At 69.4% G+C, this 24,983-nt stretch carries 27 protein-coding genes and 2 tRNA genes; 7 read left to right on the top strand and 22 right to left on the bottom strand.

Annotated elements, in window-relative coordinates:
* Positions 1-171 precede the first annotated feature (171 nt).
* The 3 genes from Pla133_RS11585 to Pla133_RS11595 form a co-directional block, all read right to left on the bottom strand.
* Positions 172-780: a nucleotidyltransferase family protein gene (locus tag Pla133_RS11585; RefSeq protein ID WP_145065335.1), complete on the bottom strand. Its 609-nt coding sequence runs from the start codon at positions 778-780 to the stop codon at positions 172-174.
* A complete protein-coding gene (locus Pla133_RS11590) occupies positions 780-1,829 on the bottom strand; it encodes a ThiF family adenylyltransferase (RefSeq protein ID WP_145065337.1) in 1,050 nt (349 codons plus the stop codon). Before Pla133_RS11590 ends, Pla133_RS11585 begins: the two co-directional genes overlap by 1 nt.
* A gap of 266 nt (positions 1,830-2,095) precedes the next feature.
* Complete coding sequence (locus Pla133_RS11595; protein WP_145065339.1) at positions 2,096-2,908, bottom strand: porin family protein; 813 nt, start codon at positions 2,906-2,908, stop codon at positions 2,096-2,098.
* A gap of 499 nt (positions 2,909-3,407) precedes the next feature.
* Here Pla133_RS11595 and Pla133_RS11600 point away from each other — a divergent pair.
* The 4 genes from Pla133_RS11600 to Pla133_RS11610 all read left to right on the top strand — a co-directional run bounded on the left by Pla133_RS11600 (position 3,408) and on the right by Pla133_RS11610 (position 6,600).
* Positions 3,408-3,484, top strand: a tRNA-His gene (locus Pla133_RS11600).
* Between the two features lie 881 nt (positions 3,485-4,365).
* Complete coding sequence (locus Pla133_RS26205) at positions 4,366-4,512, top strand: hypothetical protein (protein WP_419192398.1); 147 nt, start codon at positions 4,366-4,368, stop codon at positions 4,510-4,512.
* A gap of 2 nt (positions 4,513-4,514) precedes the next feature.
* Positions 4,515-5,348 carry a hypothetical protein gene (locus Pla133_RS11605; RefSeq protein WP_145065341.1) on the top strand — a complete coding sequence of 278 codons (834 nt, stop codon included), beginning with the start codon at positions 4,515-4,517 and terminating at the stop codon, positions 5,346-5,348.
* A 145-nt stretch (positions 5,349-5,493) separates the two neighbouring features.
* Positions 5,494-6,600 carry an IS630 family transposase gene (locus Pla133_RS11610; protein ID WP_145070866.1) on the top strand — a complete coding sequence of 369 codons (1,107 nt, stop codon included), beginning with the start codon at positions 5,494-5,496 and terminating at the stop codon, positions 6,598-6,600.
* A gap of 374 nt (positions 6,601-6,974) precedes the next feature.
* Here Pla133_RS11610 and Pla133_RS11615 read toward each other — a convergent pair whose 3' ends face one another.
* The 9 genes from Pla133_RS11615 to Pla133_RS11655 form a co-directional block, all read right to left on the bottom strand.
* A complete protein-coding gene (locus Pla133_RS11615) occupies positions 6,975-8,384 on the bottom strand; it encodes a hypothetical protein (RefSeq protein ID WP_145065343.1) in 1,410 nt (469 codons plus the stop codon).
* Positions 8,385-8,400: 16 nt separating this feature from the next.
* Entirely contained in the window at positions 8,401-9,654 is a 1,254-nt protein-coding gene (locus tag Pla133_RS11620; RefSeq protein WP_145065345.1) for a DUF7305 domain-containing protein, read from the bottom strand.
* Positions 9,655-9,673: 19 nt separating this feature from the next.
* Positions 9,674-10,333 carry a prepilin-type N-terminal cleavage/methylation domain-containing protein gene (locus tag Pla133_RS11625; RefSeq protein ID WP_145065347.1) on the bottom strand — a complete coding sequence of 220 codons (660 nt, stop codon included), beginning with the start codon at positions 10,331-10,333 and terminating at the stop codon, positions 9,674-9,676.
* Positions 10,315-10,812 (bottom strand): hypothetical protein, encoded by a 498-nt coding sequence (locus tag Pla133_RS11630; RefSeq protein WP_419192399.1) that lies wholly within the window; start codon positions 10,810-10,812, stop codon positions 10,315-10,317. Before Pla133_RS11630 ends, Pla133_RS11625 begins: the two co-directional genes overlap by 19 nt.
* A 459-nt stretch (positions 10,813-11,271) precedes the next feature.
* Positions 11,272-11,511: a hypothetical protein gene (locus Pla133_RS11635; RefSeq protein WP_145065351.1), complete on the bottom strand. Its 240-nt coding sequence runs from the start codon at positions 11,509-11,511 to the stop codon at positions 11,272-11,274.
* A gap of 66 nt (positions 11,512-11,577) precedes the next feature.
* Positions 11,578-13,395 (bottom strand): hypothetical protein, encoded by a 1,818-nt coding sequence (locus tag Pla133_RS11640; protein ID WP_145065353.1) that lies wholly within the window; start codon positions 13,393-13,395, stop codon positions 11,578-11,580.
* Between the two features lie 160 nt (positions 13,396-13,555).
* A complete protein-coding gene (locus tag Pla133_RS11645; protein WP_145065355.1) occupies positions 13,556-15,001 on the bottom strand; it encodes a hypothetical protein in 1,446 nt (481 codons plus the stop codon).
* Positions 15,002-15,463: 462 nt separating this feature from the next.
* Positions 15,464-16,237 (bottom strand): HTH domain-containing protein, encoded by a 774-nt coding sequence (locus Pla133_RS11650; RefSeq protein ID WP_145065357.1) that lies wholly within the window; start codon positions 16,235-16,237, stop codon positions 15,464-15,466.
* Positions 16,238-16,262: 25 nt separating this feature from the next.
* Positions 16,263-16,339, bottom strand: a tRNA-Arg gene (locus Pla133_RS11655).
* 86 nt (positions 16,340-16,425) lie between these two features.
* Between Pla133_RS11655 and Pla133_RS11660 the strand changes: the two genes are divergently transcribed.
* Positions 16,426-17,595 carry a phospholipase D family protein gene (locus Pla133_RS11660; RefSeq protein WP_145065359.1) on the top strand — a complete coding sequence of 390 codons (1,170 nt, stop codon included), beginning with the start codon at positions 16,426-16,428 and terminating at the stop codon, positions 17,593-17,595.
* Here Pla133_RS11660 and Pla133_RS11665 read toward each other — a convergent pair.
* Both Pla133_RS11665 and Pla133_RS11670 read right to left on the bottom strand, forming a co-directional pair.
* On the bottom strand, positions 17,592-19,214 hold the full coding sequence (locus Pla133_RS11665) for an Eco57I restriction-modification methylase domain-containing protein (RefSeq protein WP_145065361.1): 1,623 nt from the start codon (positions 19,212-19,214) through the stop codon (positions 17,592-17,594). The two genes, Pla133_RS11660 and Pla133_RS11665, sit on opposite strands and share 4 nt — an antisense overlap.
* A gap of 62 nt (positions 19,215-19,276) precedes the next feature.
* Positions 19,277-19,483, bottom strand: a complete 207-nt coding sequence (locus tag Pla133_RS11670) for a hypothetical protein (protein ID WP_145065363.1) — start codon at positions 19,481-19,483, stop codon at positions 19,277-19,279.
* A gap of 398 nt (positions 19,484-19,881) precedes the next feature.
* Between Pla133_RS11670 and Pla133_RS26210 the strand changes: the two genes are divergently transcribed.
* Together Pla133_RS26210 and Pla133_RS11675 are read left to right on the top strand one after the other, a co-directional pair.
* Positions 19,882-20,031, top strand: a complete 150-nt coding sequence (locus tag Pla133_RS26210) for a hypothetical protein (RefSeq protein ID WP_419192400.1) — start codon at positions 19,882-19,884, stop codon at positions 20,029-20,031.
* Positions 20,028-21,203, top strand: a complete 1,176-nt coding sequence (locus Pla133_RS11675) for a DUF4062 domain-containing protein (protein ID WP_145065365.1) — start codon at positions 20,028-20,030, stop codon at positions 21,201-21,203. The genes Pla133_RS26210 and Pla133_RS11675 overlap by 4 nt, the downstream gene beginning before the upstream one ends.
* 176 nt (positions 21,204-21,379) lie before the next feature.
* On the opposite strand, the gene Pla133_RS11680 is transcribed toward Pla133_RS11675, so the two are convergent.
* From Pla133_RS11680 to Pla133_RS11710, 8 genes are all read right to left on the bottom strand, one after another.
* Positions 21,380-21,709, bottom strand: coding sequence for a hypothetical protein (locus tag Pla133_RS11680; RefSeq protein ID WP_145065367.1), 330 nt, complete (start codon positions 21,707-21,709; stop codon positions 21,380-21,382).
* Complete coding sequence (locus Pla133_RS11685) at positions 21,706-22,002, bottom strand: response regulator (RefSeq protein WP_145065369.1); 297 nt, start codon at positions 22,000-22,002, stop codon at positions 21,706-21,708. The genes Pla133_RS11680 and Pla133_RS11685 overlap by 4 nt, the downstream gene beginning before the upstream one ends.
* A gap of 325 nt (positions 22,003-22,327) precedes the next feature.
* On the bottom strand, positions 22,328-23,017 hold the full coding sequence (locus Pla133_RS11690) for a sigma-70 family RNA polymerase sigma factor (protein ID WP_145065371.1): 690 nt from the start codon (positions 23,015-23,017) through the stop codon (positions 22,328-22,330).
* A gap of 123 nt (positions 23,018-23,140) precedes the next feature.
* A complete protein-coding gene (locus tag Pla133_RS11695; protein WP_145065373.1) occupies positions 23,141-23,389 on the bottom strand; it encodes a hypothetical protein in 249 nt (82 codons plus the stop codon).
* Positions 23,386-23,781, bottom strand: coding sequence for a hypothetical protein (locus Pla133_RS11700; RefSeq protein ID WP_145065375.1), 396 nt, complete (start codon positions 23,779-23,781; stop codon positions 23,386-23,388). Before Pla133_RS11700 ends, Pla133_RS11695 begins: the two co-directional genes overlap by 4 nt.
* The gene (locus Pla133_RS26215; RefSeq protein WP_419192401.1) at positions 23,778-23,951 is read right to left on the bottom strand and encodes a hypothetical protein; all 174 of its coding nucleotides are present in this window, start codon (positions 23,949-23,951) and stop codon (positions 23,778-23,780) included. The genes Pla133_RS11700 and Pla133_RS26215 overlap by 4 nt, the downstream gene beginning before the upstream one ends.
* 28 nt (positions 23,952-23,979) lie before the next feature.
* Positions 23,980-24,420 carry a hypothetical protein gene (locus Pla133_RS11705; RefSeq protein WP_145065377.1) on the bottom strand — a complete coding sequence of 147 codons (441 nt, stop codon included), beginning with the start codon at positions 24,418-24,420 and terminating at the stop codon, positions 23,980-23,982.
* Positions 24,417-24,974, bottom strand: a complete 558-nt coding sequence (locus Pla133_RS11710) for a hypothetical protein (RefSeq protein ID WP_145065379.1) — start codon at positions 24,972-24,974, stop codon at positions 24,417-24,419. Before Pla133_RS11710 ends, Pla133_RS11705 begins: the two co-directional genes overlap by 4 nt.
* Between the last annotated feature and the right edge of the window lie 9 nt (positions 24,975-24,983).

Consider the following 24,983-nt stretch of genomic DNA (forward strand, 5'->3'; position numbering starts at 1 on the left):
GCTTCGGGCCAGTGTCCTGGATCAGAAATTCGGCGTCACTCCCCGGGCTCCGATCGCCGCTGGCGTCACCAGCGCCTCCTCCGAGTACCGCAGCGGATACGCGTCGTCGGCGCGCCTAGCCAGCATCGATCGGACCTCCGGGAAGTGACGCCGAACTCCTGATCCAGGACACTAGAGACGACTCCTGAGGCGCGCCCGCAAGGCTGCGAGGTCCTCTGGGGTGTCGAGGTCGTCGTGGATCTCGGCGCAGCCGGTATCGACCATCCAGAGCGGCTGTGCCAGGTCTCGCAGGTTCCGCAACGGCGCGCTTGGCGGAAACCCACCGAGTTTGGCGGCGAGCTCCCGGCCGACGACGATGGGGTGCCCCGGCCGGCCCGGCGCGGCGCCGGTGCTCGGAGCGAGCCAGCCTCGGGGTGGGCGCTGCGCCCTGTGCCATTCGGCCCGCAGCGCGACGAAGACCTCGGAGGGAACCATGGGCACGTCGATCGGGGCGATCAGCAGATCCCGGCCGGGAAGGTGTGCGGCCGCCAGGGACAACCCTCCGGTACGACCGTCGGCCCAGGCGGGATTCTCGAGCAGCTCCAGACCCGGAAGACCCGCGGCTGCGATCTCGCGGTGGTGGGCGCCGGTCACCAGCAAGGCCGGTTCGTTCCCGCCGGCGGCGGCCACCAGCCGCCGGAGTGCGCAGCGCCCTCCCAGGTCGACCAGAGCCTTGGGTTCGCCGAGACGGGTTGACGCCCCCGCGGCGAGGATCACTACTCGCGGGTCGACCGCCGTCATCAGGCCCCCAAGAACCTGTCGTAGATGGCCTGGGCGCGGGCCGGCTCCTCGGTGCCTTCGATCAGGGCACGGCCATCGCCGAACAGGGTCACTTCGCACTCCTCGGCGCCAAAGCGCAGCAGGGGGCCGGCGCGGCGGACGCTGCGAGCTCCCGCCCGCTCCAGCCGCTGTTCGAGGGCCGTCAGGTCCGGACGTACCGCTGAGGCCGGGAGCTGCACTGTGTTGCGGCCGCACAAGACCGTCGGCTCCTGTAGCTCGGCCGATTCGAGAAACTCGTACTGCCCGTCGCCGCAGCAGGGGCAGTCAGTCTGGCGATTTACCTCGATCCGATGGGTCTCGCCGCGCCAGACGTCGATCTGGACGAGTGCGGGCTTGAAGCTCGCGCGCCCCTGCTCGTCGGCGCCCAGCAGTCTCAGAGCCAGGCCTGCCTGCAGCGCTGCGATGGCAGCGACCGCCGGCAAGATCACCCCAGCGGTGTCACAGGTCTCCAGGCTCCCCGGTGGCGCCGGCTGCGGGAAGAGGCAACGCAAGCACGGCCCGTGTCCCGGAACGATTGGCATCACCATCCCCCCCGCGCCGACCACGCCGCCATAGATCCAAGGAATCCGGTCGCGCACGGCGAAGTCGTTGACCAGGTAGCGCGTGGCCAGGTTGTCGGTTCCGTCCAGGATCAGGTCCACGTCTCTGCCGAGCTCGTCGAGCAGACGGGCATCCAAGTGGCGGGCGTGGGGGACGACGCGGGTCGGACCACCGCCGCGGGCCAGTGTCTCGGCCGCGGCCTCGACCTTCGGCACCCGCTCACTCGCATGCCGCTCGTCGAAGAGCACCTGACGAGGCAGGTTGGTGGGCTCGACCACGTCCCGGTCCACCAGCCGCAACTCGCCCACGCCGGCGCGATGCAAGTAGAGCGCCAGGGACCCCCCGAGTGCACCGCAGCCAACCATGAGCACCCGCGCTTGCGCCAGCCGCGTCTGGCCCTCGATGCCAAGACCGGCGAAGCGGACCTGGCGGTCGAAGCGCTGGGGAAACGGGTCGAGTCGCGATTCCATGGCCTCCCAGCCTAGCCGCCAGCGGTGGCCCGGATCTGCGGCCAGTGCGTCCAACTCGTCGGACGGCCGTGCGCCGTGGACCGACCGCCCCAGCAGACGAGGTTTCGGGCCCACTGATGACGGGTCGGATTGGGGGGAGCCGTGAGCGGGGGAGTGGCGGCCCCTGGCCACAGATGAAGCCCCGAGGTGCTTGCATCTTGGCGACCGATGGGGGCCAGGACCGCCCCCCGACCGAACCCGTCAGGCGGCGTCGGCCGCCCAGGTCATCAAAGGGTCAGCGAGATGCCGACGTAGGGGCCTGAGAAGTCGAACTGGGCGTCGACCACGTCGGCCCCGTCGTCGAAGCTGGCGGCGACGTCAATCAGGCGGTAGCCCACGACCAGGCGTGCGCCGACTCCGGCCTGATCGATGAATTGCCAGTAGGCGTTGGCGTCGAGGTCGAAGTAGGTGGCGTCGACGTCTTCAACGCTCACGTCCATGTAAGCCGCGAGGGCCTCGAGGCCCACCGGACCCAGCTCGACGCCGCCGCGCAGGGCGACAAAGGGCAGGGGCACCGTTTCTTCGGCGCTCGCTTGGCTCGCATCCCCGACGTCGGGGTTGGGGTCGACCAAGAGCACGCTGACATCGGCGACCGCCACACCGAAGCCGATGCCCAACTCGACCGCCTCGCCCGGGAAGAGGTCCCAGGTCCAGATCGAGCGCAGCAGGGACATCTCGATCTCGGAGGCGACTTCACCATTGGCTTCGATCTCGACCCCGTCGATGGTGATCGCGGCGGTCGCAGTGCCCAATCCCGTGAAGGCCAGCGAGCCGTAGTCCAGGGTCCAGATCAGCGGTCCGAACTCGAGGTCGGCTCGCGGAATGAACTCGGTCTCTTCCTCGTTCAAGCCCAGGCTGTCGACCGTCGTGGGGGTCTCGGTACCGCCCACCGACGCGCCGAAGTCGCCGCCGAGACCGATCTGGGCGACGCGAGGCGTCAACCTCAGGCTCGGCGCGGAGCAGCCGACGGCGGATCCGACCACGGCGAGGACGACGAGTGAGGTTGCCAGGCGACGGAGGCGGGGATTGCGATCGAGCATGGGGAATCGGCCGGGGGGGGCGGTGGCACGTCGGCGACCGGACCCGGAGTCCGGTTCTCACCCGCGCCGCCGGAGGCTAGCCGCTATCGGTAGCCGGGTTCCACGTCCCGTAGGTCCGAGCGGCCGGCAGGGGCCTGTCCCGCCCGCAATCGGCACCGGGCACGCCGCGGCACCCGCTCCGGACGCCGGGTCCCTTGGCCCAGGTGCCCATCGCCGGGTGCGGCCGATCGGCGCCTCGCTGGGGTCGACCGCCGACGTCGCCGACCGGACTCCGCGCGCCGACACGGCGACGCCCCGGCGCCACCCCGGCGCCACCCCGGCCCGCTCGAGCACCCCATCCTCGCGGCCGGAGGCCGGCTCCAGCCGCTCCAGGAGGTCTTGACACAGCCTCTGGGGATCCGGATGCTCTGCCGCCTCGATCGCCGGCCCTAGCGGCCGCGTGGTCGACGAGATTCCGAGTCCGAATGCCCCATGGCAGCGTCGGGATCCTGTGAGTTTGGTGGGTGTAGCTCAGTCGGTTAGAGCGCCGGATTGTGGTTCCGGAGGTCGGGGGTTCGATTCCCCTCACTCACCCCACACTCGCTTCGAGGTGGACATCCACCGATCTCCCCTGGGAGCCCGGTCGGGTAGGTCCTGACCGCCCCCCCCCGCGGCTACCTGCGAGCTTCGGCCGGGACTGGCCCCGTCAGCGCAATGCGAGTGGTCGGGGCACTTGGTTCGCGCTGGGATGTATCTACACCAAAGCCAGTGGATTGGGATTCGACTTCGCGGCGGAGGCTGCCCCGAGCGTCCCGCAGAATCCAATCGGGCGCAGATCGCGAAGAAATGCAACGGGTCGAGCGGGTTGGTGCCGATGTCATTGAACGGTTATGGGTGGCCTCGACTTACATCTCTGGGACCGTAGCCAATGGTTGACGGGTTCGCGGCTCAATCGAGGTTCGAACTTGGTGCGACACCCTCCGACCTTGCGATGATCGGGGAGCGGGGGTTAGCCTGATTCCCAGGACGAGTCCGGAGCCCGACCTTGCCGCTTGGGCTGCTGTCTTGTTGTGATCGCTCACTAGGTCCAGAGGGAGGAGCTTGGAAAGATGCTGGGTCGAATAGACAAGGGGATTGCGGGCTGGGGAGCTGTCGTCGGAGGAATCTTGTTGTGCTCCGGAGTCTCCGCGAGTGCCGAGCCGCTCCAACCCGTGGCCACTGGTGCTCGATTGGACTGTGGCGGTTGCGTTGGCAATCTCGGAAGTCAGATCTGGGCTCCTGGTGGAGGGCTCAACGTCTACGGCACATTGGAGATCACCGGAGGCGGATGCAGTGACACCTGCCGTCCAATCGGGTTCTGTGGATTGGGCGGCACGCTGACGGTCACCGGGATCACAGGCCCCACTGCCGTGCAGCAATGCGAGCAACTCTGGTTGGAGGGCCCTCCTCCGTCCGAGTCGAACGAGGTCTGCAGAGACGTGGCCACTCAGATCGAGGACGGCGCGCTCGGGTGGGTTCCACCCGACCTCTCGTGCGGGACCAACTTGAACTTCGAGATCAACGTTGGTGGCGCTTCGCTCTTCGTCATCGCCTATTGCGCGGGCTGCGAGACAGCTGAGGAATAGCAATGGGACTGATTTCGAAGGCTCTTGCGGTAATCGGGATGTTGCTCTTCGTCTGCTGGAGCGGACTGGATCGGAGCGAACCGTCTCCGGCCACATCGACTGCCGCTTTTTCGACCGCCGCGAGATCGCGCGTCGAAATACTGACGAGCCCATCGAGCTTGAAGGAGGGATCCGTGCGCAATCCACCGGCGAGCTGGGTCGATTCGAGCCTTCGCGCGGATCAAGAGGCGCCGACCTTCGTGTCCATGCGGCAGTACCTCGCAAAGGTCTATCCAGGCGTCGATCTCGACGGCGTTGCAAAGCCGGCTTTCTTGGACGGTCCAATGGAGACCCAGTTGCCCTGGGACGAGGTGAAGCCGAGAGCAGAGGCGTGCATGCTCGAGCACTTCGCCCTCGCATCGGGCGCTACCCATGAGAACCTAGCGAAGAAGGCCATTTCAGGGGCGAGTTCGCAGAGCTTGCGAGACCGGTTGACGGTGGTCTTCCTTCAGCGCGACCCGGCGCTCACTTCGGACGAGATCGAGGCCTTGTTGAAGCGGGCCAGGAGCACGATGGGCCATGTTGCGGATGCCCAGCGTCAGATTGAGCTGGCCAAGTACCGGGCGCTCGACCGCAAGCTGGCGAGCGGGCGCTACGACGTCTTCGAGTACGTCACGATTCCGGAGCTGCGCGTGCATTCGGCAGCCACGAACAACACCATCGCGAACTCGTTCTATGCGGGCGATGGGTGGGTTGCCCAGGCCTGTCTTGATCGCGAGGAGGTCGTCGATCTGGAGTCGCTCCAATCCGCGTGCGCCGCGGAAGTCGATCTCTGGATCGAAGGTCTGATCCCCTAGTGTCCTGGATCGGAAGATCCGGCGTCACTCCCCGGAGGCCCGATCGATGCTGGCTAGTGGGGCGAGTCAAAGATTCGACTAATAAGTTGCAAGTTTCGGGCAAGTCGGGCTCGGCCGCGCCGATGGTTGCATCATGACGACCAAGATGGGACGGCCGAAGGCGAAGCTCGTGTTGTCCGAGCAGGAGCGCGCGGAGTTGAATCGGCTGGTTCGGCGTCGCTCGACGCCTGCGGCAGTGGCGGTGCGGGCGCGCGCCATCCTTCGCTGTGCGAAGGGGCTGGACAATACCGATGTCGCCGACGAGTTGGGGCTGCACTTTCAGACCGTTGGTCGCTGGCGTCGCCGATTCGTGAAGGAGCGTCTGGACGCGCTGTACGACGAGCCTCGGATTGGACGGCCGAGGAGCGTCTCAGATGACGATGTCGCCCGCGTCGTGGACATGACGCTCCACCGTAAGCCGAAAACCGGGACCCACTGGAGCTCCCGCCAAGTCGCGAACGAGCTCGGATTGTCTCAGAGCGCTGTGGCGCGGATCTGGAAGGCCTTCAGCCTTCGTCCAGATCGCAGCGAGTCCTTCTCCTTGTCCCGCGACCCTCAGTTCGTCGAGAAGGTCCGGGACATCGTGGGCCTGTACATGAGCCCTCCGGACAATGCGCTCGTGCTCTGCGTCGACGAGAAGTCCCAGATGCAGGCACTGGATCGCACTCAGCCCCTGCTGCCGATGACGCCGACGCACCCGGAGCGACGCTCGAATACCTACGTGCGCCACGGGACGACGTCGCTGTTCGCAGCGCTCGACATCGCCACGGGGCGAGTCATCGGCAAGTGCTTCCGTCGACACAGGTCGAAGGAGTTCCTGAAGTTCCTGGGCGAGATCGAGCAGTCCGTGCCCAAGGAGCTGGACGTCCACCTCGTGATGGACAACTACGCCACGCACAAGACGCCAGCCGTGAAGCGGTGGCTGCTACGCCGACCCCGATTTCACGTGCACTTCACGCCGACGACGTCGTCCTGGCTCAACCTCGTCGAGAGCTGGTTCTCGATCGTCTCCCGGCGAGTGACTGAGCGCGGCGTCCATCGAAGTACGGCTGCGCTCGAGAAGGACGTGAGGGCGTTCATCGATGCCCACAACGACGAGCCGAAGCCGTACGTCTGGACCAAGACCGCAGACCAGATCTTCGCCAGCCTCCGCCGCTACTGCGACACAGCGAACGCCATTCGTTCACGGCAAACAAATGAGTCGAAGCTTTGACTCACCCCACTAGTGTCCTGGATCAGAAATTCGGCGTCACTTCCCGGGCTCCGATCGCCGCTGGCGTCGCCAGTGCCTCCTCCGAGTATCGCAGCGGATACGCGTCGTCGGCGCTCCTAGCCAGCATCGATCGGACCTCCGGGCAGTGACGCCGAATTTCTGTTCCAGGACACTAGCTCGGTGCAGTCACCAGGATTCGGGTCCAGCGCGTCCAACTCGGTCGCTGGCGGTACCTTGCGGAGCGAGCCCCCGCGGCTGAGGCTTCATGCCCCGCCCGCGACGGGGTCGGTTCGCAAGGTGCCGTCAGCGGGCGAGAGGCGGCCGTAGGCCGCCGTTTGGGCGTGCTGGGCGCGGATCCTGGTAACCGAACCGGGTTAGCGCTGAGGCGCCTGTTCGCTGAGCCAGTCGAGCCAATCGCCGGCGGTTGGGCCGAGGTCGGTCCCCGCGATTGAGATCAGTGCATCGCGGGCCTGCCCGGCCAAGTCGTTGTCGACTCCCGTGGACTCGTCGAGTAGCGCCGCTAGCGGCTTCAAGCCCTGGACCGAGCCTGTTCGACCGAGGGACACGCAGGCGGCGCGGCGCACAAGGACTTCGTCGCGAAGGAGCAGCAACGAGAGTTGCTCGGCGATCGCGTCGCGGGCCATGAAGTGCCCATCGAGCGCCCGCAGGTGGGCGGCCAGGTCGCCGATCGAAGCATCCTGGAGGGCATGCAGGTGACTGTTCAAGCCGCGCTTCTCGAAGTTGCGCTCGACTTCGAGTCGCTCGCGCCACAGGTCGGCGTTGGCCGGGAGTGACGATCCGCTGATCTGGACCAGGGCGCGGTGCGCTTGCTCCGCGAGATCGCCGTCGCTGGTCAGGAGCTGCACCAGGTCGTCCACGGCGTCCAGGGAACGCAGGGCCCCCAGGGCGCGGATCGCGGCGGTGCTGAGGTGGGGGTCCTGCGGGTCGAGCAGACGCAGCACGGCGCGGGCTACCTCGTCGTCGAGGCGTCGGTCCACCGACGGCGCGCAGCGTGCGATCTCGTTGAGCACCGCGGTCTGAACGCTCGAGCGCTGGGCGAGCTGTCGAGACAGCAGGGGGAGGGCCGCGCCCGATCCGACATCGCCAAGTCCGGCCAGGACCGAGAGGGCCAGGTGGTCGCTCAGGCCAGCGAGTTCGGCCTCGAGGCGATCCAGATGACCCAGCCCTCGCCCGAGCACCTGGCCAATCGCGGCGCGCAGGGCGTCGCGCGTCGCCCGGCTGACGTCCTCGACCGCGATCCCAGCAGGCTCGAGGGACTCCGGTTTCGCGGCGCGCACCACGTCGCCGATGGTCTCCGGCTGGCTACATGCACCCAGGATCCGCACGAGCCTGGGCTGCAGCGCCTCGGTCCATTGGGCGGCCGGGGGCAGGGCGGATCGCACACGACCCCGGTCGCTGGCGGCCAGGGCTGCAAGGGCCATGGACTCTTGGTAGCGATTGATCGCCTGGGGCTGGGGATCGACCTCGGTCGCCGGCAAGTTGCCGTCGAGGAGTACGCGCACCGCGGCGCGCGGGTCGTCAGCACAGAGGGTCGTCAACTCCAGCGCGAGCCCCGCGTCGATCGAGTGCCCCGCCTCCCGCTGCGCCCGCAGCACCCGCAGGACCTCGAGGTCGTGGGGCGTGAGGGCCGCCTGGGCCGTCCGCGTGTCGACGGCGGACGATGTGCTCGAGTCGGCGGCGCCGACTTGTGCGACGGTCGACCAGCAGCCGGCGACCAGCAGGGTGGCGACGAGACGACGGGACAGTGCGCTGGGGGACGTCATGGGGCTGCTAGGCGGATCAAAGGGCGCCACGCACGCGGTAGCCGACGGTGGTCCAGGTGTTCTCGGAAGAGTTGCTCATGTCGGCCAGGCTCTCGTCGTAGTGGATCTTGCAGTTGCTGTCGAGGTGCAGTTGCTTGGCCGCGATGGCCCCGAACAGTTCGAAGTTGCTGTTGATCGAGATGGCAGCGTTGGGCGCGAGGATGGTCCCGTAGATCTTCGCGTTGGAGTCGAAGTCGACCTCGTCCAGGTCCACCTCGACCACGTCAGGCGCGATGATGTTGTCGGACTCCAGCAGGAACGAGAGATCCGCCGGCTCGAAGTCCAGGGACGCGATCAGCGTGTTGCTGTTGACGATGAAGTCGCCGCGGACATAGATCTCGACCGGTCCACCGGTGTCGTCGATCAGCACGCTGGAACCCGAGTTGACCTCGAAGCTGTCGACCACCAGGGTCGCCGGGCCAATGATGGTCAGGATCGCGTTCTTACCCACCGAGAAGGCGGAGTATCCGTGGTCGCCGGACGTGATCGTGGTGGACGTGTTCGTGCCCGTGGCGATCGTGCCGTCGTCGGGCACGATCGGGACGTCGATCGAGGGCATGGTGACCGTCGCGCTGGCGGGCAACGTGCTGCCATTGACCTCGGCGTTGCCCAGGACCGTGGTCGTCGCCGTGGGCCCGCACTGGGCGTCGCCGAAGACGGTCGAGTTCTGGTCCAGATCCACGTCGCCGTTGGAGCCGATGTTGCCCTCGGTATTGGCGTAGGCGTCACCGCCGGTTCCGTTGAGGGCGAGGTAGGCCCCGGCGGACGCGTCGTAGCTGTCCACGAAAGCGTTGCTGTCGAGGGTCATCGACTCGTCGCCGAAGGCGGCGAATTGGAAGACGCTCTGGGCCTGTTGGGTCAGCACGACCTCGAGCCCCATGTCCGCGAGCCCCTGGGCCCCCGATGCGACGACGTTGCGTTGCCCGGAGCTCACCGCGGTGACCTGGACGAAAGCGGTAGCCCCGCCCAGGCTCAAGGGGGAGTTCGATGTGAAGACGTTGCCGTCGCCACCGCCGTTCAAGTCCGCCATGGACGCAGCCAGCGCTGCCTCCGCGGCGTACTGGGCGTTCACCCGGGCCAGGTGACCGCGTTGCTCGCTGCGGGCCGAGAGCCCGAGTTGGGCCACGGCGAGCGAGACGCTGGCCAGCCCAGCCATGACCACGACCACACCGACGAGGGCCGAGCCCTCCTGTTTGCGCGCCGCTTGCGGCGCTTTGATTTCGAGTTGCATGACGATGACCCCCCGGTCGTCAGTTGCGAAGTTCGACCCTCGACTCCAGCGCCACGCTGAGCGTTGGCGCGCCGTCCACCGAACCGATGGTCCGGAGTTGGACGAAGAGCACGTCACCGACACGCTGGATGCAGAACCCAGGCTCGTCGGTCACACCGTCTCCGTCGTCGTCGGCGAGGTTGAGCGCCTCACCCTCTCCAAGCTCGGCGACCCCGTCGATCAGGATCGTCATGCGCTGATTGGCCTCGCCCTCGTCGGTGATCAACACCAGGCGCATCTCGTCGACCAGGCCGTCGCCATCCTCGTCCGTGCCGTCGTCGCTCTCCTGGGGCTCGTACTCGAGGCGCAGCCGCGAGGGCGCGCTCCAAGTGATGCCCGTGGCGTCGATGGCGGTGGGCGTGCGGAAACTGAGGTCCGAGGTACCCAGATTGCCGGTGGCGGTCGGAGTGAAGGTGGACGAGGCGGCCCCTGTCAGCGCAGCCAAGGCTCGCTCGAGGGCGCGCTGGGTGTCCTGTTCGCGCTGGGTGCGGACCGCGGAGCTGTCGTAGGCGGCGCCACCGCGCTTGCCCACACTGGTCGCGGCCATCAGCACCACAGCCAGCATCGAGATCGCGAACAGCATTTCGATCATGCTGAACCCGGAAGCCGCGCCTGCGCGAATCAATCGGCGGAGAGCCATGCTCGCACCTCCAGACTCTCGTTGGTCGAGGGGCCGCGCCACTCCAGCCGCACACAGACGGGCAGGAGGCGGTAGTCCGCCGCCACGTTGTCACCATTGACCAGCCCGTCGCCGTTGAGGTCGAAGGGCAGTCCGAAGCCACCTGTGGTCAGGTCCTCGCGCAGGCCGTCAACTCCGAGTCCCACTGGACCTTCGGGGAAGAGGATCTCGCCCGCGACGCCGTCGGCATCTCCAGGGATCGGATCCAGGCCGGGAACCGCGAAGCCCGAACCGGGTGCTGTGCCGGCCCCGCCCGGGTCATCGGCCGCATCCGAGTTGTAGAGGGCGTAGACGTCGGCGAAGTCCTCGATTCGCAGCGCCTCGACCTGGGCCCTCGCAGCCGCCAGGGCACGGGAACTCTGTTCGAGACCCCTGTTGCTCCCGATGCCACTGGTGATCGCCTGGCTGTAGACGACTACCGCGAGCATCATGACGCTCAATGCGATGGTGACCTCGAGCAGTGTGTGACCACACTGCCCTCGACCCCTCCGCGTGACCGTCGCTTGCTCGCAACGATTCTTTTCGTTGCCAACGCCCCGCATGTGATTGTCTTCCCCGTCGGGTCGAAGCCCGATCGAACCCATTCCTCGGCGGCCACCGAGAGGGTTCTTGAACCCGGTTCCGATTGCTCGTGGACTGGGCCCACCGTGCGGGCCGCCCGATGGGCCCGCGAGGGCCCTGGAACCGCTGTGGAGGACTCGTGCAGATCGGGCGGGCAGCTCCTTTTCGGTCTCTTCGAGATCCGAGGCAGGGGGGCGACGGGGTCTCAGCCGATCCGGCGATCCGCTCGGTGAGGTTCGCCACGCTCGGACCGATCAGTGCGGACAGATCAGTGCGGACCGATCAGTGCGGACCGACCGGCGCCGGCCGACGAGTGCGAATCGATCGCGCCCGCGGCCTCAACGGCCCGACCTGCGCCGCCCCTGCTTGGGCACGCTGACCAGGGGATCCTCGTACTCGGCGTACTTCTGCTCCAGCTCGCGCAGTCGCTCGCCGGTCGGCTCGCGACCGAAGAGCCCGCCTTCACGCCACAGGGCCGCCTCGACGTCCTGGTACAGGGTCTTGAGCACCGGCAGCCAGAGCGGCGACAGCAGCACGATCGCGAGGATCTTTACGGCGGTCTGGAAGGGGTTGTCCACGTGGAGGGGAGGCGCAGGGGCCTTCGGGGTCAGGATCGGCAACCGGGCACGGTCGGGTCAAGCTCGCTAGCGACCACTGCCGATCAGCGGCACGTTGCGGGAGGGCGTCCTGGGTGAGGAGCGCTCGTGCTGGCCCCCTCGTTCGCGGAACAGGTGCAGGATCCGTGCCCGGGCCAGCTCATCGTGGTCCGTGTCCGGGAACCCCCGCGGTAGCCAGCGCGGCTCGCCGGGCTGCTCGTGGATCAGGATCTGCGCGCCCGGGATGCCGCGGAAGTGCCGCTCCTCGGCCCGGGTGCTGCCGCCGAACAGGTCGTCGAGCTCGAACAGCATCTCGACCGTGCGGATCAGCGAATCCACGGACACGCCGCGCTCGACGAAGATGTGGTCCACCTCGAGGCGACGGCAGACCTGAGCCATGTAGGCCCGCGAGCGCCAGTCCAGGACCGTGGCGTAGGTCGGACCGAGGTCGCTGTCGAAGCAGCGCGCGGTGCCCTCCTCCTCGCCCCCGGACGACCAAACCGCGCGCTCGAACCAGTGCCAGGGACCGACCCAGAAGCCGTCGACTCGCGGGGTGGCCTGGGCGCGGGCGGCGCTGAAGGCGCGCCGAAGTCCGAACAGCAGGCTGCGGCGGTGCAGCCGGGCCGATCGTCGGCGAGGGGCGTGTCCGGGCTCGTCCGGCCCGGCCCCGGCGGTCATCCGCTCGCGCGGGTGCGGTGCGAGGGCCAGCTCCTGGGCCTCTCCGAGGTTGACGCGCACGTCACCGGCGCGGCGGCGCCGCCGTCCCCACTGGAGGCCGAAGTCGACCTGTCGCAAGCGATTCGCCAGGCGCCCGGATTGGGGCGGACGCATCGCGGCGCGCAGGGTGACCGGAGCGCGGCGGGCCCGCGAGAAGCTCCAGCGAGCGGCAGTGACCTGCGCCGTCAGCGACAGGGCCGCCAGCGCCGCGGCCGCCCCCCAACCGGCCAGAAGGGCTCCCATTCCGCCGGTGAAGGTGAGCGGTGGGATGGCGATCGTGCCCAGGGTGGCGGGTTCGCCGCGGGCCGCCAGTACCACGGCCAGGGCACAGCCGATCCCGCCCAGGGTCCGCAGGCGCAGAGCGGTCAGGAACGAGCAGGTTCGCAGCCTGGCCTCGGCTGCCGTGTTCCAGGCCACCTGCAGATCGACCCCGATTGGCAGACTCAAGAGGCCCAGGGCGAGGGCCGCCGCACACAGTCCGAGCAGCACCATCCACGGCGTCGGGCTGAAGAGCGCGAGGGCGCTCCAACCCAGGACCAACCCGCCTTGGAGGGCGTGCTCCTGCTCGGGCCTCAGGCTTCCGCGGCGGCGCAAGGGCTCGTAGAGGCCGTCGTGGATGGTGCCCAGGGTCAGCACGGCGAAGCCGCAAGTGAGCGCCGCGGCGGCGATCCAGACGCCACCCACGAGCAGCGCGTGCAGCAGGAAGACGCGGGTGTGTAGATCGGCCGCGAAGCGTTGCGGGAGGTCCGAAGCCAGCAGGAAGGAGGCCGCCACGACCCAGGGCGCCACCGCTGTCGCGATCAAGAGCCCCGGCACCGCCCGCGGCAACTCGGGCACTCCGCGCAGGTCGGCACCGCCCTGGAACGATGCTGACCTGAGGCGACTGAGGGTGCGCTGTCCCGCAATGCCGAGGCGCGCCGTCAGGCTCCGCGGCCAGCGCAAGAGCCGGCCCAGGGCCGGCCCCTGAAGCGCGCGGAAGAGGGCGATGAACGCCACCCAGGCCGGAACCAGGGACCACTCGGCGGGCAGCCGGCGGCCGATCAGCTCGATCGCGACCAGACCCAGGACGACCCCGGCGGCGGCCAGGCCCTCCGAGCTGCGGATCCAATGGGCGGTGCGTGAGGCTCGGGTGCGAAGGGTCTCGGTCAAGGCGCTCTCCGACTCCATTGTCGGCTGAAGGCGCCGATCGGGCCAGACCCTACGAGGAACGCAGTGGCACCTTCACCGCTGCATTCCTCTTGCGAGCACCCGATCCCCGAACGGTCCCGGATCGCCCCGCCTCGCCCCCTTGACCGGGGGGCGCTCCATCTCAGTGCAGGACGACCGTCAGGGCCGAGCTCGTTTCCGGCGTCTGGATCAGCGCCGCCGAGGCCGAGTCCTGTTGCAGCAGCACCGCGTGGATGCCGATGCGGGTGCCGCTGAGTCCGGGGATCGGCGCGCTGACCACCTTGAAGGGCCCACCCTGCAGGGTCGTGCCCCCGTGGGTGCGCACCTTGTCGCCGTAGTCGAAGACGTCGTTGAAGCCGACGTCGGCGATCTTGAACGGCTCGAACAGGCCGAAGTCGGCCCCCAGGAAGGCGAGGGTGCAGGCGTCGATGTTCACGTGCAGCTGCTGCAGGCCGGCGCGCACGGTGTCGATCGGCGGCGCGGTCGAGGTGCCCGGCATCGGCGTGCCGGTCTGGTCGTCCCACGAGAAGGGCGTCTGCAGCATCGTCTGGGCCGGCGTGCAACTGATCATGGCCAGGGCCGAGTTCAGGGTCAGGCCCGGGTTGAAGGCGCTCGACGACGGGTTCGACTCAGCGCCGCTGAGGCGATCCATCAGGCGCAGGTCGACCTTGCTGATGGGCTCCGATGCCACGCGCCAGTCGGCTCCGCCGGCGCCGACGCCGCCGTCCTTCACGCCCTGCAACACGGGCTGATCGATGGCGATGCCCGAGATGAACTCGGAGCCGGGCTGCAACGCGGTCCCGAACAGGGCCCCGCTGCTAGCGAAGGTCAAGCGCGTGTGGTTGACCATTCCGGTCACCTCCGGCGGAGCGCCGAACAGGGCCGTGCCGAACTGGCTGTTGCCGTTGGTCACCCCACCCGGCGCACCGGGCGTGGTGCTGGTCGTCTCGTTGTTCGAGAACATCCAGTACTGCTTGTTGGTCGTGCCGTAGTTCATCGGCGCCTGGACCTCGAAGATCATGTGCGCGAGCAGCGGCGTGGTCTGTGACCCCGAGCTGGCCACCGGGTCGACCCCGAGGCGGTTCTGCACCCCGACCGAACCGAGGAATTGGAAGGCGACGGTCCAGGTGAAGCCCTGGTTGAGGGAGCCGGCCGTGGTGGCGCTGATCAGGCCTGGCACGATCGTCGCCGCGGTCGAGGTGTAGAGGTTGCCGGTCGTGCCGATGAACGGGCTGAAGCAGGCGTCGTCGGCCAGGGAGTCGGAGACCTGGGACCCGACGGAGACCATGCCGATGTCGAGGCCCGGGACGGTGTTCGCGCCGCCCCAGGCCTGGGTCACGCGGAACCATGTGACTTCGGTGGTCCCGTCTTCGCTGCGACCGCCCTGGCTGCGGTCGATCGAGTAGCAGTGACGCACCGAGGCCGAGGTCACCGGGCCGCCAGACAGGGTGGAGAGGAAGGCGGGACCGACGACCAGCTCGGCCTGACCGTCGGTGAGGTTCAGCCAGTTGATGTCTGGGGCCGATTGCGCGACCGCGGGCGAGGCCAGCGCGGGCAAGGAGGCGAGTGCGAAGGGGAGCAGTCTCATGGAGTCAGCCAAGGGATCCGAGGTGGAAGTGGGGCCCGCAAGAGGGCCGGGCGGTAGGTCCCATGGAGTAGGGCGACGGACGCCCAACGTTTCGTCGATCTCTGAGAAAGCAAAGTCCTGGCCAGCGCGCAGGCGGCGATCCGACGCGGTCCGGACACCCCTCTCGCGCGCCGAGCCCGAGCCGAGTCATCGCGGCTCGTTCCGCTGCACGTCGGCGATCGCCCCGGTATCGCCCCGGCAATCCACACGGGCGGCACTAGCCACTTCACCGGCGCGCTCCAAACGGGAGGTCGCGCAGGCCAGGGGGTGCGACGGCCAGCGGCGGTTTGGCGCGCCCGCCAGGATTCGAACCTGGGACCGTCCGATTAGAAGGGAGCGGAGCTGCGGCCGTAAGTCGTGGCGGGGCCACCGCTCCGGCCGGTCGGCTTCGGCGCGCGGAAGGTCGGCGTAAGGGATGGAGGGCTACTTCTTGCTCAGCAGCTCGACCATCATCGCCTTCCGCTGGCGCTCCTCGATCTCCGGGTCCACGACCTGGATGAACTCGACCGCGCTGAACCCGTCGCCACGCTTCCGATTCTGCGGTGGCTCCAGGCCCTCGATGAGCAGGGCCTCCATCGTGGCGATGAGGTTCTCGATGTTGAACGTCTCGCTCGGGCTGTCCGCCAGCGTCCCATCCGACGTTACGGGCAGAATCCCGAACCACGAGAAGCGATCCCACCGCCCGCCGAGGCGGTCGGTCGTGTGCTGCCGGAGCCGCTGGCCCATCGCTTGGTCCGTGGTCCGACCCACGTATACGACCTCCCGGCGGTCGTGGAGGAGGTACACCCCGCGCTGCCCCATGAAGTCCACGCTGCTGCTCCCGGGCTGCTGCTGCCCGAGGAGCCTGGGCTTCTCCCACAGGACCCGCTCCCGGAGCCAGTACATGCCGAAGGCGTTGATCAGGCCGGTCTCCGGCTCGTCCTCATCCTCGCTCGGGGACACGGCCTCCGACGGCACCTTGGGCACCTGCCCGCGAAGGCGGTAGACGCCCCGGCTGACCCTCTCGAAGGGCGATTGGTCCCCGTCGTTCTTGAGAGAGATGGAGAGTTGGGCCGCGACGGTGGAGGCCGGGGTCGCACCGAGGTTCTCCCGGAGCCCCTGCTGGGCGACCTCCTGGGCGATCTGGTTGTAGTGGAGGGGCTCCGTAGCCCCTTCGAGCACCTTGACGATCGCTTCGTGCCAGCTGAGTTCGGTCATGTCGGGGATCGGCTGCGGACTGCGGTGGTACCCCCGGCTGGACTCGAACCAGCAACCTTCGCATTAGAAGTGCGGTGCACTATCCAATTGTGCTACGGGGGCGCGACCCTAGGGTACCTGGCGGCCGGAGGGGGTCCTAGCCTGCGACCGGCTGGCATCGGGCGCGTGGGGTCCCTACGTTGGCGCCGATGGCGGAGTACCTCGACTCCAGCGGCGGCGCCCCCGAGCAGGCCCTTGGGCACTGGCTCGCAGCCGCCCTTGTGCCCGGTGTGCGCGCGCTGCGACTCCAGACGGGGTTCTTCTCGATCGGGTCGCTTCGCGATCACCTGGAGACGCTCCGGGATGTCGAGGTCGTCCGGCTCGTCCTCGGATCGAACGCTCCCGAGCAGCCGACGGTCGAGGACATCCGCGCGCTCCTCCCGCTGCTGACCGATCCTGCGAGCCGATCCCTGACGATCGTCAGCTGCGCCGGACCCGCTCTGTTCCACCCAAAGACCATTCACTTGGTCGCGCCCGATGGCACTGCCCGGGGATACGCGGGATCCGCGAACATGACCGAGGCAGGCCTCGGCTTGAACATCGAAGCGGGCGTGGTTCTCGGGCCGGAGAGCGCGGATGCCCTTGCGGCGATGGCCGCCGCGATCGACTCATGGGCGGCGAGGAACGACGAGGGGGTGTTCCACGTTCGCAACGGCGACGACCTCGATGCCCTGCTGGACCAGGGAGTGCTCCAGACGGCCGCGCATCGCCGGGCCTCCAGGACCGCGAGCCGAGCAGCTGGCGAAGCCCGTCGCCGAGTGCCCGGGCTCCGCCGCGATCGACTCTGGCGCCCGGCAACGCGCATCGCTGCCGACGGGACTGGAGAGGAAGCGGCCGAGGCCGTAGCGGAAGGAACCCCCGGGCCGACGCGGGGCAGGGTCGAGCACCTCCGATGGTGCAAGCGGTTGAAGCGCTCCGATGCCCAGCAAGTCCCGGCGGGGACGAACCCCACGGGTAAGCTGCGCCTCGCGCAGGCACGCTTCCCGATCGACCAACAGAGGTACTTCCGGGAGGAGTTCTTCGGCGACGCGACCTGGGCTGAGGTCGAGCGCAGGGGGACTCTCTACGAGGAGTGCAGCGTGCCCTTCTCCGTCTCGATCCACGGGGTGGACCTCGGCGAGCAGGTCCTGCGCGTAGACCACGCCTCGCACCGCGTCGCGGACCAGAACAACGTGCCCACCGTGCTCGGGTGGGGGCCGGTGCTCGGCCGCCACCTGCGAGAGCACTCGGAGGTCGACAACTGGGTTGTGATCGAGCGGCACGAGGACGGCACCTACTCGCTCGCGATCACGGACCAGCGCCCCGGTTGGGCACCCTAGGTCCGCATGCGCCGCGCTAGCAGTCGGGCCCGAGCGCCTTCGAGGATCGGGAGCAGGTCGGCAAACCCGGGCACGCGCTTGCAGAGGCGCTCGTCCACGGCACTGCGCACCACCTCGCCGCCGTCGCGCTGCCCACCCGCCGCACGGCTCTCCTCGTCGAGGGCGGCAAGGTCGCCCGCCATGTCCGCGACGGGCACGAGCAAGCGGGCGATCTCCGAGGGGATGAGTTCCAAGACGCCGCCGCCGTAGGTTCGGCCCTCCAACTCGGTCGAGAGAAGGGTCAGAGTGTTCTGGAAGCCAGCCGCGAGGTCCCGCGCCCTCCCCGCGAACTTGGGCAGCATCTCGCCCCGGTAGATCGTGTCCGTGGTCAGGACGCCTGCCTCGTTCAGCAGCAGGCGGTGGTAGAGGTGCGCGCGCTTGGTCATCATCAGCGCGCCCGACTTGATGTGCGGAACGCGGTACCACGGCTCGCGGATGCGGCACTTGTACCGGGTGGGCAGGCCCTCGGCCTCGCCGCGCGAGAGGTAGGCCACCGCACCGTTGATGGGCGCCGGGCGATCGGCTGAGAAGTCGAGGAGCCACGCGCGACTCCCGGCCCGCCTCGCGGCGGCGTGGTCGCCCTTGCGGAAGACGATGCCGGGGCAGTCTGACGTGCGGGCGACGAACGGCCGAGCCCAGGCGTCGAGGTCATGCTCGCGTCGCGTCATGTCGTCCACCGTGAAGAAGCCGTTGGCTCCGGTGACGATGGAGACCTCGATTCGGGCCACCTTGCCCAGTGCGTGGATCCCGGGGAGGTCGCGCGCGGCTTGGAACGCCGCCGCCTCGTCCTCGGTCAAGTAGTACCGCGTCCAGGACGGCGCGTGGTCCGGCACGGTGTGCTTCCATCGCGTCTCGTGTCCGGGTTGGTGTTCGCAGAAGGTCACGCTCCGCGCGGTCGCCCCGCGTTGGGCGCGCCTGCCGCTCAACACCACCACGTCCTGCAGCAGCTCCGCGAAGGTGTCCCTTGGGAAGAGGTCCACCTGGAGCGATGCAAAGTGCCGGACGAGGTACGACCGGAACGCACCGGCCGAGACCGTCGAGACGAACTCGCTGGGGAGCACTAGCGCGAACGCCCCGCCGGGCCGGAGCCTTGACAGCGAGACGATCGCGAAGGGAATCCAAAGGTTCGACACACCGCGCAGCTCGATGCCCAGCCGCGCTGCTTGGCGCTCGAACAGCTCACGCTGGCGGGGTTCGACGAACTGGTAGCGGACGAAGGGCGGGTTGCCGACGACGGCATCGAAGGCGGCAGAGCTTCGCTCTGACCAGTCGAAGAAGCACCTCTCTTCAACGGTGCCGCCAAGGCGGTGCCGTCGAAGGGTTGCCGCGCACTTCGATGCCTCGGCATCGTTCAGCTCGACGGCCGTTACCTTGGGTGGCGGGATGACCCCGCCGTCGCGCGCCTCGGCGAGCCCACGGAGGAACGCCCCGTCACCGGCCGAGGGTTCGAGCCAGGTCACGGCGCCGCCCGCGTCGCGCGTCAGGGAGCGGACCCGACGAATGCAGAAGTCCACGACGGGGCCTGCGGTGTAGTAGCCGCCGCGCAGCTTGTCGGCTGTGACTTCGTTGATGAGCTTCAATGTGCCCCCGTCATGCAGAACGCGGTGTGCCGGATCAAGTGCGAGCTGAGCAACCCGCGCGGCTACTTCTTGCGCCGGTTGTAGGGGCTCTGGTTGACCGGCTTGAGCGACACGCCCAGCTCGCTCGCGTGCGAGTAGACGGCCGCCTTCGACCGCCCCAGCTCGTGGGCGATGAGTCCGGTCGGGGTGTTGCCCTTCGCCAGCTTGCGAAGCTGCGCGTCGGTGGGCGGGGTCCAGGGCTTGCCGCTGTTCTTCGGGGTCTTGGCCATCTCGGGCTCCTTGGGTTCGGGTCGATGGCCGGACCCTAACAAGTACCGAACAGCGAATCGAGCGCCGAGTCTGCGAATCTCGGCGGTGGGCCGCGCCCCGGGCAGGCGCCCCTCCAGGCCGCACAGAGCGACTTCCTAGGGGTCCGTGGACCCGAGGTGCCCGATCCAGCGCGGCGGCCACGGGCGGGCTCCTGGGGCCTCCTGCGCGGTCGGCGGGCGGAAGGCGCAGCTGCCGATCTGACAGCGGAGGCCCGGACGCGGGCGGAGAGCTGCCAGTCTGGCAGCCGCCGGACTGCCCAAGGCCCCTTGGTGGATTGGTACGGCTTTTGTTTGGGTGTCGGGATCGAACCGGCGGGGCTCGCTCGCCGTGAGCAACACCGCGAGGGGGAGGCCCCAACATGAAGGTCGTACTTGTCATCTGCCACCGCTGCCGCCACCAGGAGAAGGTCGAGATCCTGACCGAGGAGGAGAAGCGCGACCCGAGGGTGCCCCGCTCCCCGGTCCGTTGCCGGCGCTGCGGCAACCCCGACGTGGAGGTGCGCTCGTGACCGAGCGGCCCCGCGTGTTCGTCAGCTCCGTGATGGATGGCTTCGGCGAGTACCGGGCCGCTGCCCGCGCCGGGATCGAGGCGGCGGGGTGCGAGCCCGTGCTCGTCGAGGACAACCCCTCGCTCGACGCGAGCCCGCGCAACGCCTGCCTCGATGGCGTCGAGAGCTGCGATGCCGTCGTGGTCGTCGTCGGCGACCGGGGAGGCTACACCGCGCCGTCGGGCAAGCTCGTGGTCGAGGAGGAGTACGAGCACGCGGTGGGGCGCAGCATCCCGACCCTCGTGTTCATCCAGGATGGCGTCGAGCGCGACGAGGACGCCGACGGGCTCGCCGCGCGGTTGTCCGAGTACGTGGACGGCCGGTTCCGCCGGTCGTTCAATGGCCCCGACGACCTGGCGCGCGAGGTCGAGGCGGCCGTACGCACGGTCGCGGGAGCGCGGAGGAGTGCTGGCATGGACAGGCAGAGGATGGACGGGCTCCTCGCGGAACCGCCCGACTTCGGGCACGAGGTCGTGCTGCGCGTCGTAGTCGCGCCGGGACGGCAGGACGAGACAGTGGTGCCGGTCGAGCAGCTCGACGGTGACGACTTCCGGTACGACTTCGTTCGCATCGGCACGGAGCGCGGCGTGGGCCTGTTCGACCAGAATGCCGCGCGTGAGAGCGAGCGCGGCCCGGGGTCGCTGGTCGTGACCCAGCGCGGCTCCGGTGCACCGGGGCAGACGGTCCGCGTCGAGATGACCGAGGACGGCTGGCTCACGATCGACGCGAACATGACCGGCGCGGACGAGCGCTCCCGGCGCGACCCGATGGCAGGCTTCGGCCTCTACCCGGTCGAGGTCGAGGAGATCGCGGCGCGCGCCGCGTTCGCCCTCCGCTTCGCGCGGGGCGTGTACGAGCACCTCGACCCGCATGGGCGGCACGCCGGGCTCCTCGTGAACGCCAGCCTCGGCTCGCTGAACGGGAAGCTCATCGCGCACCGCCGCGACCGCGAGCGCCTCAAGGGCCAGATGGGCGGCATGTTTGGCCAGCGGGACGGCGAGGTCCCCGTCAGCTTCGACCGGCCCGAGCGGGTCAGCCGCGCGGACGCTGGCTGGGTCGATGACCTCGCCCACCGGGTCGCCGGACGGCTGGAGCGGCGCGTCAACACGAGCGACCCCGCCCGCCGCTTCTAGCTGGCCTCCTGCTCGCGCGGGCGGCGGCGATGGCCCGATGCCCAGGACGGGCGGCCGCGCGCAGAGAGCGCCAGAGCGGCAGCGCCCTGTGGAGACGAAGGAGCCCCGACCCCGCGCGGTGGCGGAGCCGAGGCTCGTGAACGCCCGACCGATGGTGGCCGGGCCAGGGGCGCCCGTTAGGCGGCAGCCTGCTCGTCGCCCGCAGGGGCGATGTCGAAGCACCAGGCCGACTCGTCCGAGGTGCGGTCCTCGAAGTCGATGCAGACCGAGACGCGACCGCCGAACGGGATGCCGTCCCCGTCGCTGGCCATGAAGCCCTCGATGTCGGCGAGGTGGTTCTCGGTGCCGTGCAGGAGGAAGTGCAGGATCCGCCTGTACGTCTCCGCCGTGATCCACACCCAGGAGTCGTGCTCGCCCTCGAAGCCCCGGAGGTAGTGGTCGTGCCCGCCGTCGGGGCGGCGCTGCGCGAGGAGCTGGTCGAGGGCGCCTTGAATCGGGTACTTCATGCCGCCTGGACCTCCCACGCCGGGACGATCATCGTCGTGTCGTCCATGTGGACCGCGAGGCGCCCGCCCTCGGCGACGATCCGAAGGACGGGGATGTGGCCCTCGCACTCCATCCGCTCCGTGACCCAGTTGATGACGGCATCGAAGTCGCTGCTGCGCACCTTGTGCCAGCGGCCGTCGTCGGCGAGGAGGAAGTTGGCGCGTGCCCCCTGCTCCGCGTCGTCCACGTGGCTGTAGAAGCGACCGTGGGGAGTGGGCAGGTGCGGGACGCGCAGTTTCACTTGCTCGTTCATGTGAGGGGCCTCCTTGAGCCCCGAAGCCCGGCGTGATCCGCTTGCCGCCTCCACCGTGGAGGGCGCGCGAGTGGCTCGGTCGCCGGTCACATGTAGGCTCCCTCGCTCACTGGGCCCGTGACGGGGCGTTCTGGCGCGCCGACCGGGCGCCCGTGCAGGTCCGCCCGAAAGGCGCCCAGGTACGCCCGGGCGCACGCGCAGATTCCTCGCAAGAATCCAGAGCGCCTCCCCCTCGGTCCTCGGAGCCGTGCGCGCGGAGTGTGCCCTCCGGTGCCGCGCGTGGATCGGTCAGCGGCGCGCGGAAGGCCCGCGCGCGGGCCGTGGCCTACTCGGCCAGCGCGGCGCGCAGCTCGGCCAGGGCCCGGAGCTCAAGTTGCCGGGCGCGCTCGATGCCCACCCCGAGTACGTCGCCGATCTCGCGCAGGGTCATCGGCATGCCGCCGTCGAGCCCGTACCGGAGCCGGACCACGCGGCCGTCGCGGGGATTCCGAAGGCGGCCCAGGGCGGCGCGGAGGCGCTCGCGGTCCTCTGCGCGGCAGGCGACCTCGTAGGGGTCGGTCGCGGTGCTCCCGTCCTCGGGCTCGGGCGCGCCATCGGCGTCGTCCAGCGATGCGACCACCGGGCGCGGGAACGCGGGCCGCTTCGGCGCACGGATGGGCCCACCCATGAGGGTCGGGAGGTCGTCCCGGATCGCGCCATTCAGCCCGTGGAAGGCCCACGTGGAGAAGGCCGCGCCCGAGGCGTGGAAGGGGTCGAACAGCTCGGCCGCCCGGCGCAGGCCGAGGAAGGCAACCTGATGCAGGTCCTCGTAGGGGACGGCCGGGAGCCGCTTGTGCCAGTACCCCGCCGCGTGTTCGAGCAGGTGGAGGTTGTCCTCGACCAGGCGATCCACCCGGCGGCGCTCGGCGGCGACGAGCTGCCCAGCAAGGAGGCGGGCGCGGCCGAGGGGGTCGCGCCACTGGCGACGAGCGGCGAGCTGGCGGCGCTCGCGGGTGGTATCGAGGGTGGCGATCAAGACCGAGGGCCTACCGCGCCGCGCACACGGGTTGGAGCGGAGCTGGCGCGCCGTGGTGCTCGCTGGGGCGCGTGGCCTCCCGGCCGGGAAGGTCGCCCAGCGCGGCGAGGATCGTGCGCAGGGTCACGCGCGCCGCGTCGAGGCGCGCCACTCCCGCGCGGCCTTGAGCTCAGGGTCGCGCGCGTCGTCGGCGCCAGTGTCCCGCCCGGTGACGAGCAGGACGCACGCGGGCACGGACGCGCCCTCCTCCTTCGCCAGGGCGCGGACGGTCGCCTCGACCATCGGAGCGCCGATGGCGCGCTCGAACACGAAGGCCGCCGCCAGCACGTGGCGCGTCTCCGGGCTCAGCCGGGATAGGAGGCTGTGGCTCATCCTCCGTACACGATGCCGTAGAGGGAGCGGATGTCGTCGTCCTCGTGGAGCAGGCGGCTCGCTGCTTGCTCGACCGATTCCCCGGCGCGCTTGCGCAGTCGCGCGTGATCCATGAGCAAGCGGTCGAAGCGGGGATCGCCGGACACCCCCTTCGCCAGCGCCGCGCTCGACTCGGCAACGTCGGCGGCTTGGCCGAGGTCGTACAGCTTCTGCATGCGCGCGTCGTCCTCGCACAGGCGAGCGAACGACACGGCGACCGACTCGCCCGGCCGGGCCTCGCGCTTGGCGAGGTCGAGCATGGCGGACTCGGCCTGGTCACGGGTCACCCTCGGGCTCGCGCCCTTCGACACGCGATCGGCCTCGGACAGCATCTTGGACAGGTTGTCGCTCACGACGCCACCTCGATCTTGCCGGTGTCGATCAGCTCGCGGATGACGCGGGGGCCGATGGCGAGGTGACGGCGGTTGAGCACGTCGCCGGGGTTGTAGGTGCGTCCGCCGAGGCGGAAGGTGGCAAGGACGTTGAACGTCCACTGCTGAACATCGGGCTTGGGGTAGCTCATTGCTTGGGCTCTTTCTCGGTCTGGTGGGTCAACGGGGCTCGGCGATGGCGAAGATGAATGCGCAGCGCGCCGCGCTGTTCGATTCGACGAGGCGGCGAAGCGCCGCGCCGACGGGCTCGCCTTCTCGGCGGTGGGGCGCAGCCAGCGACACGAGGTCGGCCCACGTGTAGAGGCGCATGCTGTACTCGTCGCTCCCGGAAACGAGGCCCAGCGCGTCGAGAAGCGGCCGAGGGTCGCAGTCGCGCTCGAACATGCGCGCGATGCCGCCCGCAACGCGGAGGGCCCGAAGGACCGGGCAGCGCTCGCGCGCGAGGCGCTCGAACACCTCGTGTGGCAGCTCGCCGGGGCGGATGTCGTCGCTGCCCTCGCTGGTCCACCACAGGACCTCGCGGGCGTAGGCTGCGCTCGACCCGGCCGGGGAGAGCGTCCCGTTGCAGACCCCTTGGATGTTGGAGAGGAGCGTGGTCACTCGCCCTCGACCTCGGCGAACTCGGTGATGAGACCGCGCTCGCTCTCGACGAGCGGGCGGCGGTGCATGGCCGGGATGACCGGGACCTCCAGCACGCGCGAGAGGGCCGGGGCGAAGTGGGCGAAGGCTCCCCGCGCCGAGTAGCGCGCGCGGCGGATGACGCGGCCCGCGTCCGAGCCCGTGCCGCCGGTGTCGAGCGCGAGGAGCTTCTCGTACTCGGCCCCGAGCTTTCGCATGGCGTCGTCCACGCGCTTGGCCTGGGCCAGGCGGGCCTTGCGGTTGCGATTCTGGGCACGCTCGCGCTCGCGGCGCGCCTTCTCGGCCTCGGCCTGGGCAGCCTCGCGCTCTCTTCGGAGAGCGATAGGCCGAGCCGCTTCGAGTTCCTCGATGAGGGAGCGGAGGCGCGCCACGTCAGCGCGTGCGCCCTCAGCTCCGGCCTCATCACCATCGGTGATCGCCTCACCCAGCCGGGATTGGCTCTCCTCCAACTCCGCAGTCGCGGTGGCAAGGGCGGCGGTCAGTTCCTGGGATCGGGTCTTGGTCTTGGTCTGCATGGTGGGTCC

It is taken from the genome of Engelhardtia mirabilis, from assembly GCF_007748095.1.
Taxonomy (GTDB): Bacteria; Planctomycetota; UBA1135; order UBA1135.

Excerpts from the sequence above, each read along its gene's own strand:
- Pla133_RS11585 (WP_145065335.1), bottom strand. The coding sequence starts at position 780 with ATGACGGCGGTCGACCCGCGAGTAGTGATCCTCGCCGCGGGGGCGTCA.
- Pla133_RS11590 (WP_145065337.1), bottom strand. The coding sequence starts at position 1,829 with ATGGAATCGCGACTCGACCCGTTTCCCCAGCGCTTCGACCGCCAGGTC.
- Pla133_RS11595 (WP_145065339.1), bottom strand. The coding sequence starts at position 2,908 with ATGCTCGATCGCAATCCCCGCCTCCGTCGCCTGGCAACCTCACTCGTC.
- Pla133_RS11605 (WP_145065341.1), top strand. The coding sequence starts at position 4,515 with ATGGGACTGATTTCGAAGGCTCTTGCGGTAATCGGGATGTTGCTCTTC.
- Pla133_RS11610 (WP_145070866.1), top strand. The coding sequence starts at position 5,494 with ATGGGACGGCCGAAGGCGAAGCTCGTGTTGTCCGAGCAGGAGCGCGCG.
- Pla133_RS11615 (WP_145065343.1), bottom strand. The coding sequence starts at position 8,384 with ATGACGTCCCCCAGCGCACTGTCCCGTCGTCTCGTCGCCACCCTGCTG.
- Pla133_RS11620 (WP_145065345.1), bottom strand. The coding sequence starts at position 9,654 with ATGCAACTCGAAATCAAAGCGCCGCAAGCGGCGCGCAAACAGGAGGGC.
- Pla133_RS11625 (WP_145065347.1), bottom strand. The coding sequence starts at position 10,333 with ATGGCTCTCCGCCGATTGATTCGCGCAGGCGCGGCTTCCGGGTTCAGC.
- Pla133_RS11645 (WP_145065355.1), bottom strand. The coding sequence starts at position 15,001 with ATGAGACTGCTCCCCTTCGCACTCGCCTCCTTGCCCGCGCTGGCCTCG.
- Pla133_RS11650 (WP_145065357.1), bottom strand. The coding sequence starts at position 16,237 with ATGACCGAACTCAGCTGGCACGAAGCGATCGTCAAGGTGCTCGAAGGG.
- Pla133_RS11660 (WP_145065359.1), top strand. The coding sequence starts at position 16,426 with ATGGCGGAGTACCTCGACTCCAGCGGCGGCGCCCCCGAGCAGGCCCTT.
- Pla133_RS11670 (WP_145065363.1), bottom strand. The coding sequence starts at position 19,483 with ATGGCCAAGACCCCGAAGAACAGCGGCAAGCCCTGGACCCCGCCCACC.
- Pla133_RS26210 (WP_419192400.1), top strand. The coding sequence starts at position 19,882 with ATGAAGGTCGTACTTGTCATCTGCCACCGCTGCCGCCACCAGGAGAAG.
- Pla133_RS11680 (WP_145065367.1), bottom strand. The coding sequence starts at position 21,709 with ATGAAGTACCCGATTCAAGGCGCCCTCGACCAGCTCCTCGCGCAGCGC.
- Pla133_RS11685 (WP_145065369.1), bottom strand. The coding sequence starts at position 22,002 with ATGAACGAGCAAGTGAAACTGCGCGTCCCGCACCTGCCCACTCCCCAC.
- Pla133_RS11695 (WP_145065373.1), bottom strand. The coding sequence starts at position 23,389 with ATGAGCCACAGCCTCCTATCCCGGCTGAGCCCGGAGACGCGCCACGTG.
- Pla133_RS26215 (WP_419192401.1), bottom strand. The coding sequence starts at position 23,951 with ATGAGCTACCCCAAGCCCGATGTTCAGCAGTGGACGTTCAACGTCCTT.
- Pla133_RS11710 (WP_145065379.1), bottom strand. The coding sequence starts at position 24,974 with ATGCAGACCAAGACCAAGACCCGATCCCAGGAACTGACCGCCGCCCTT.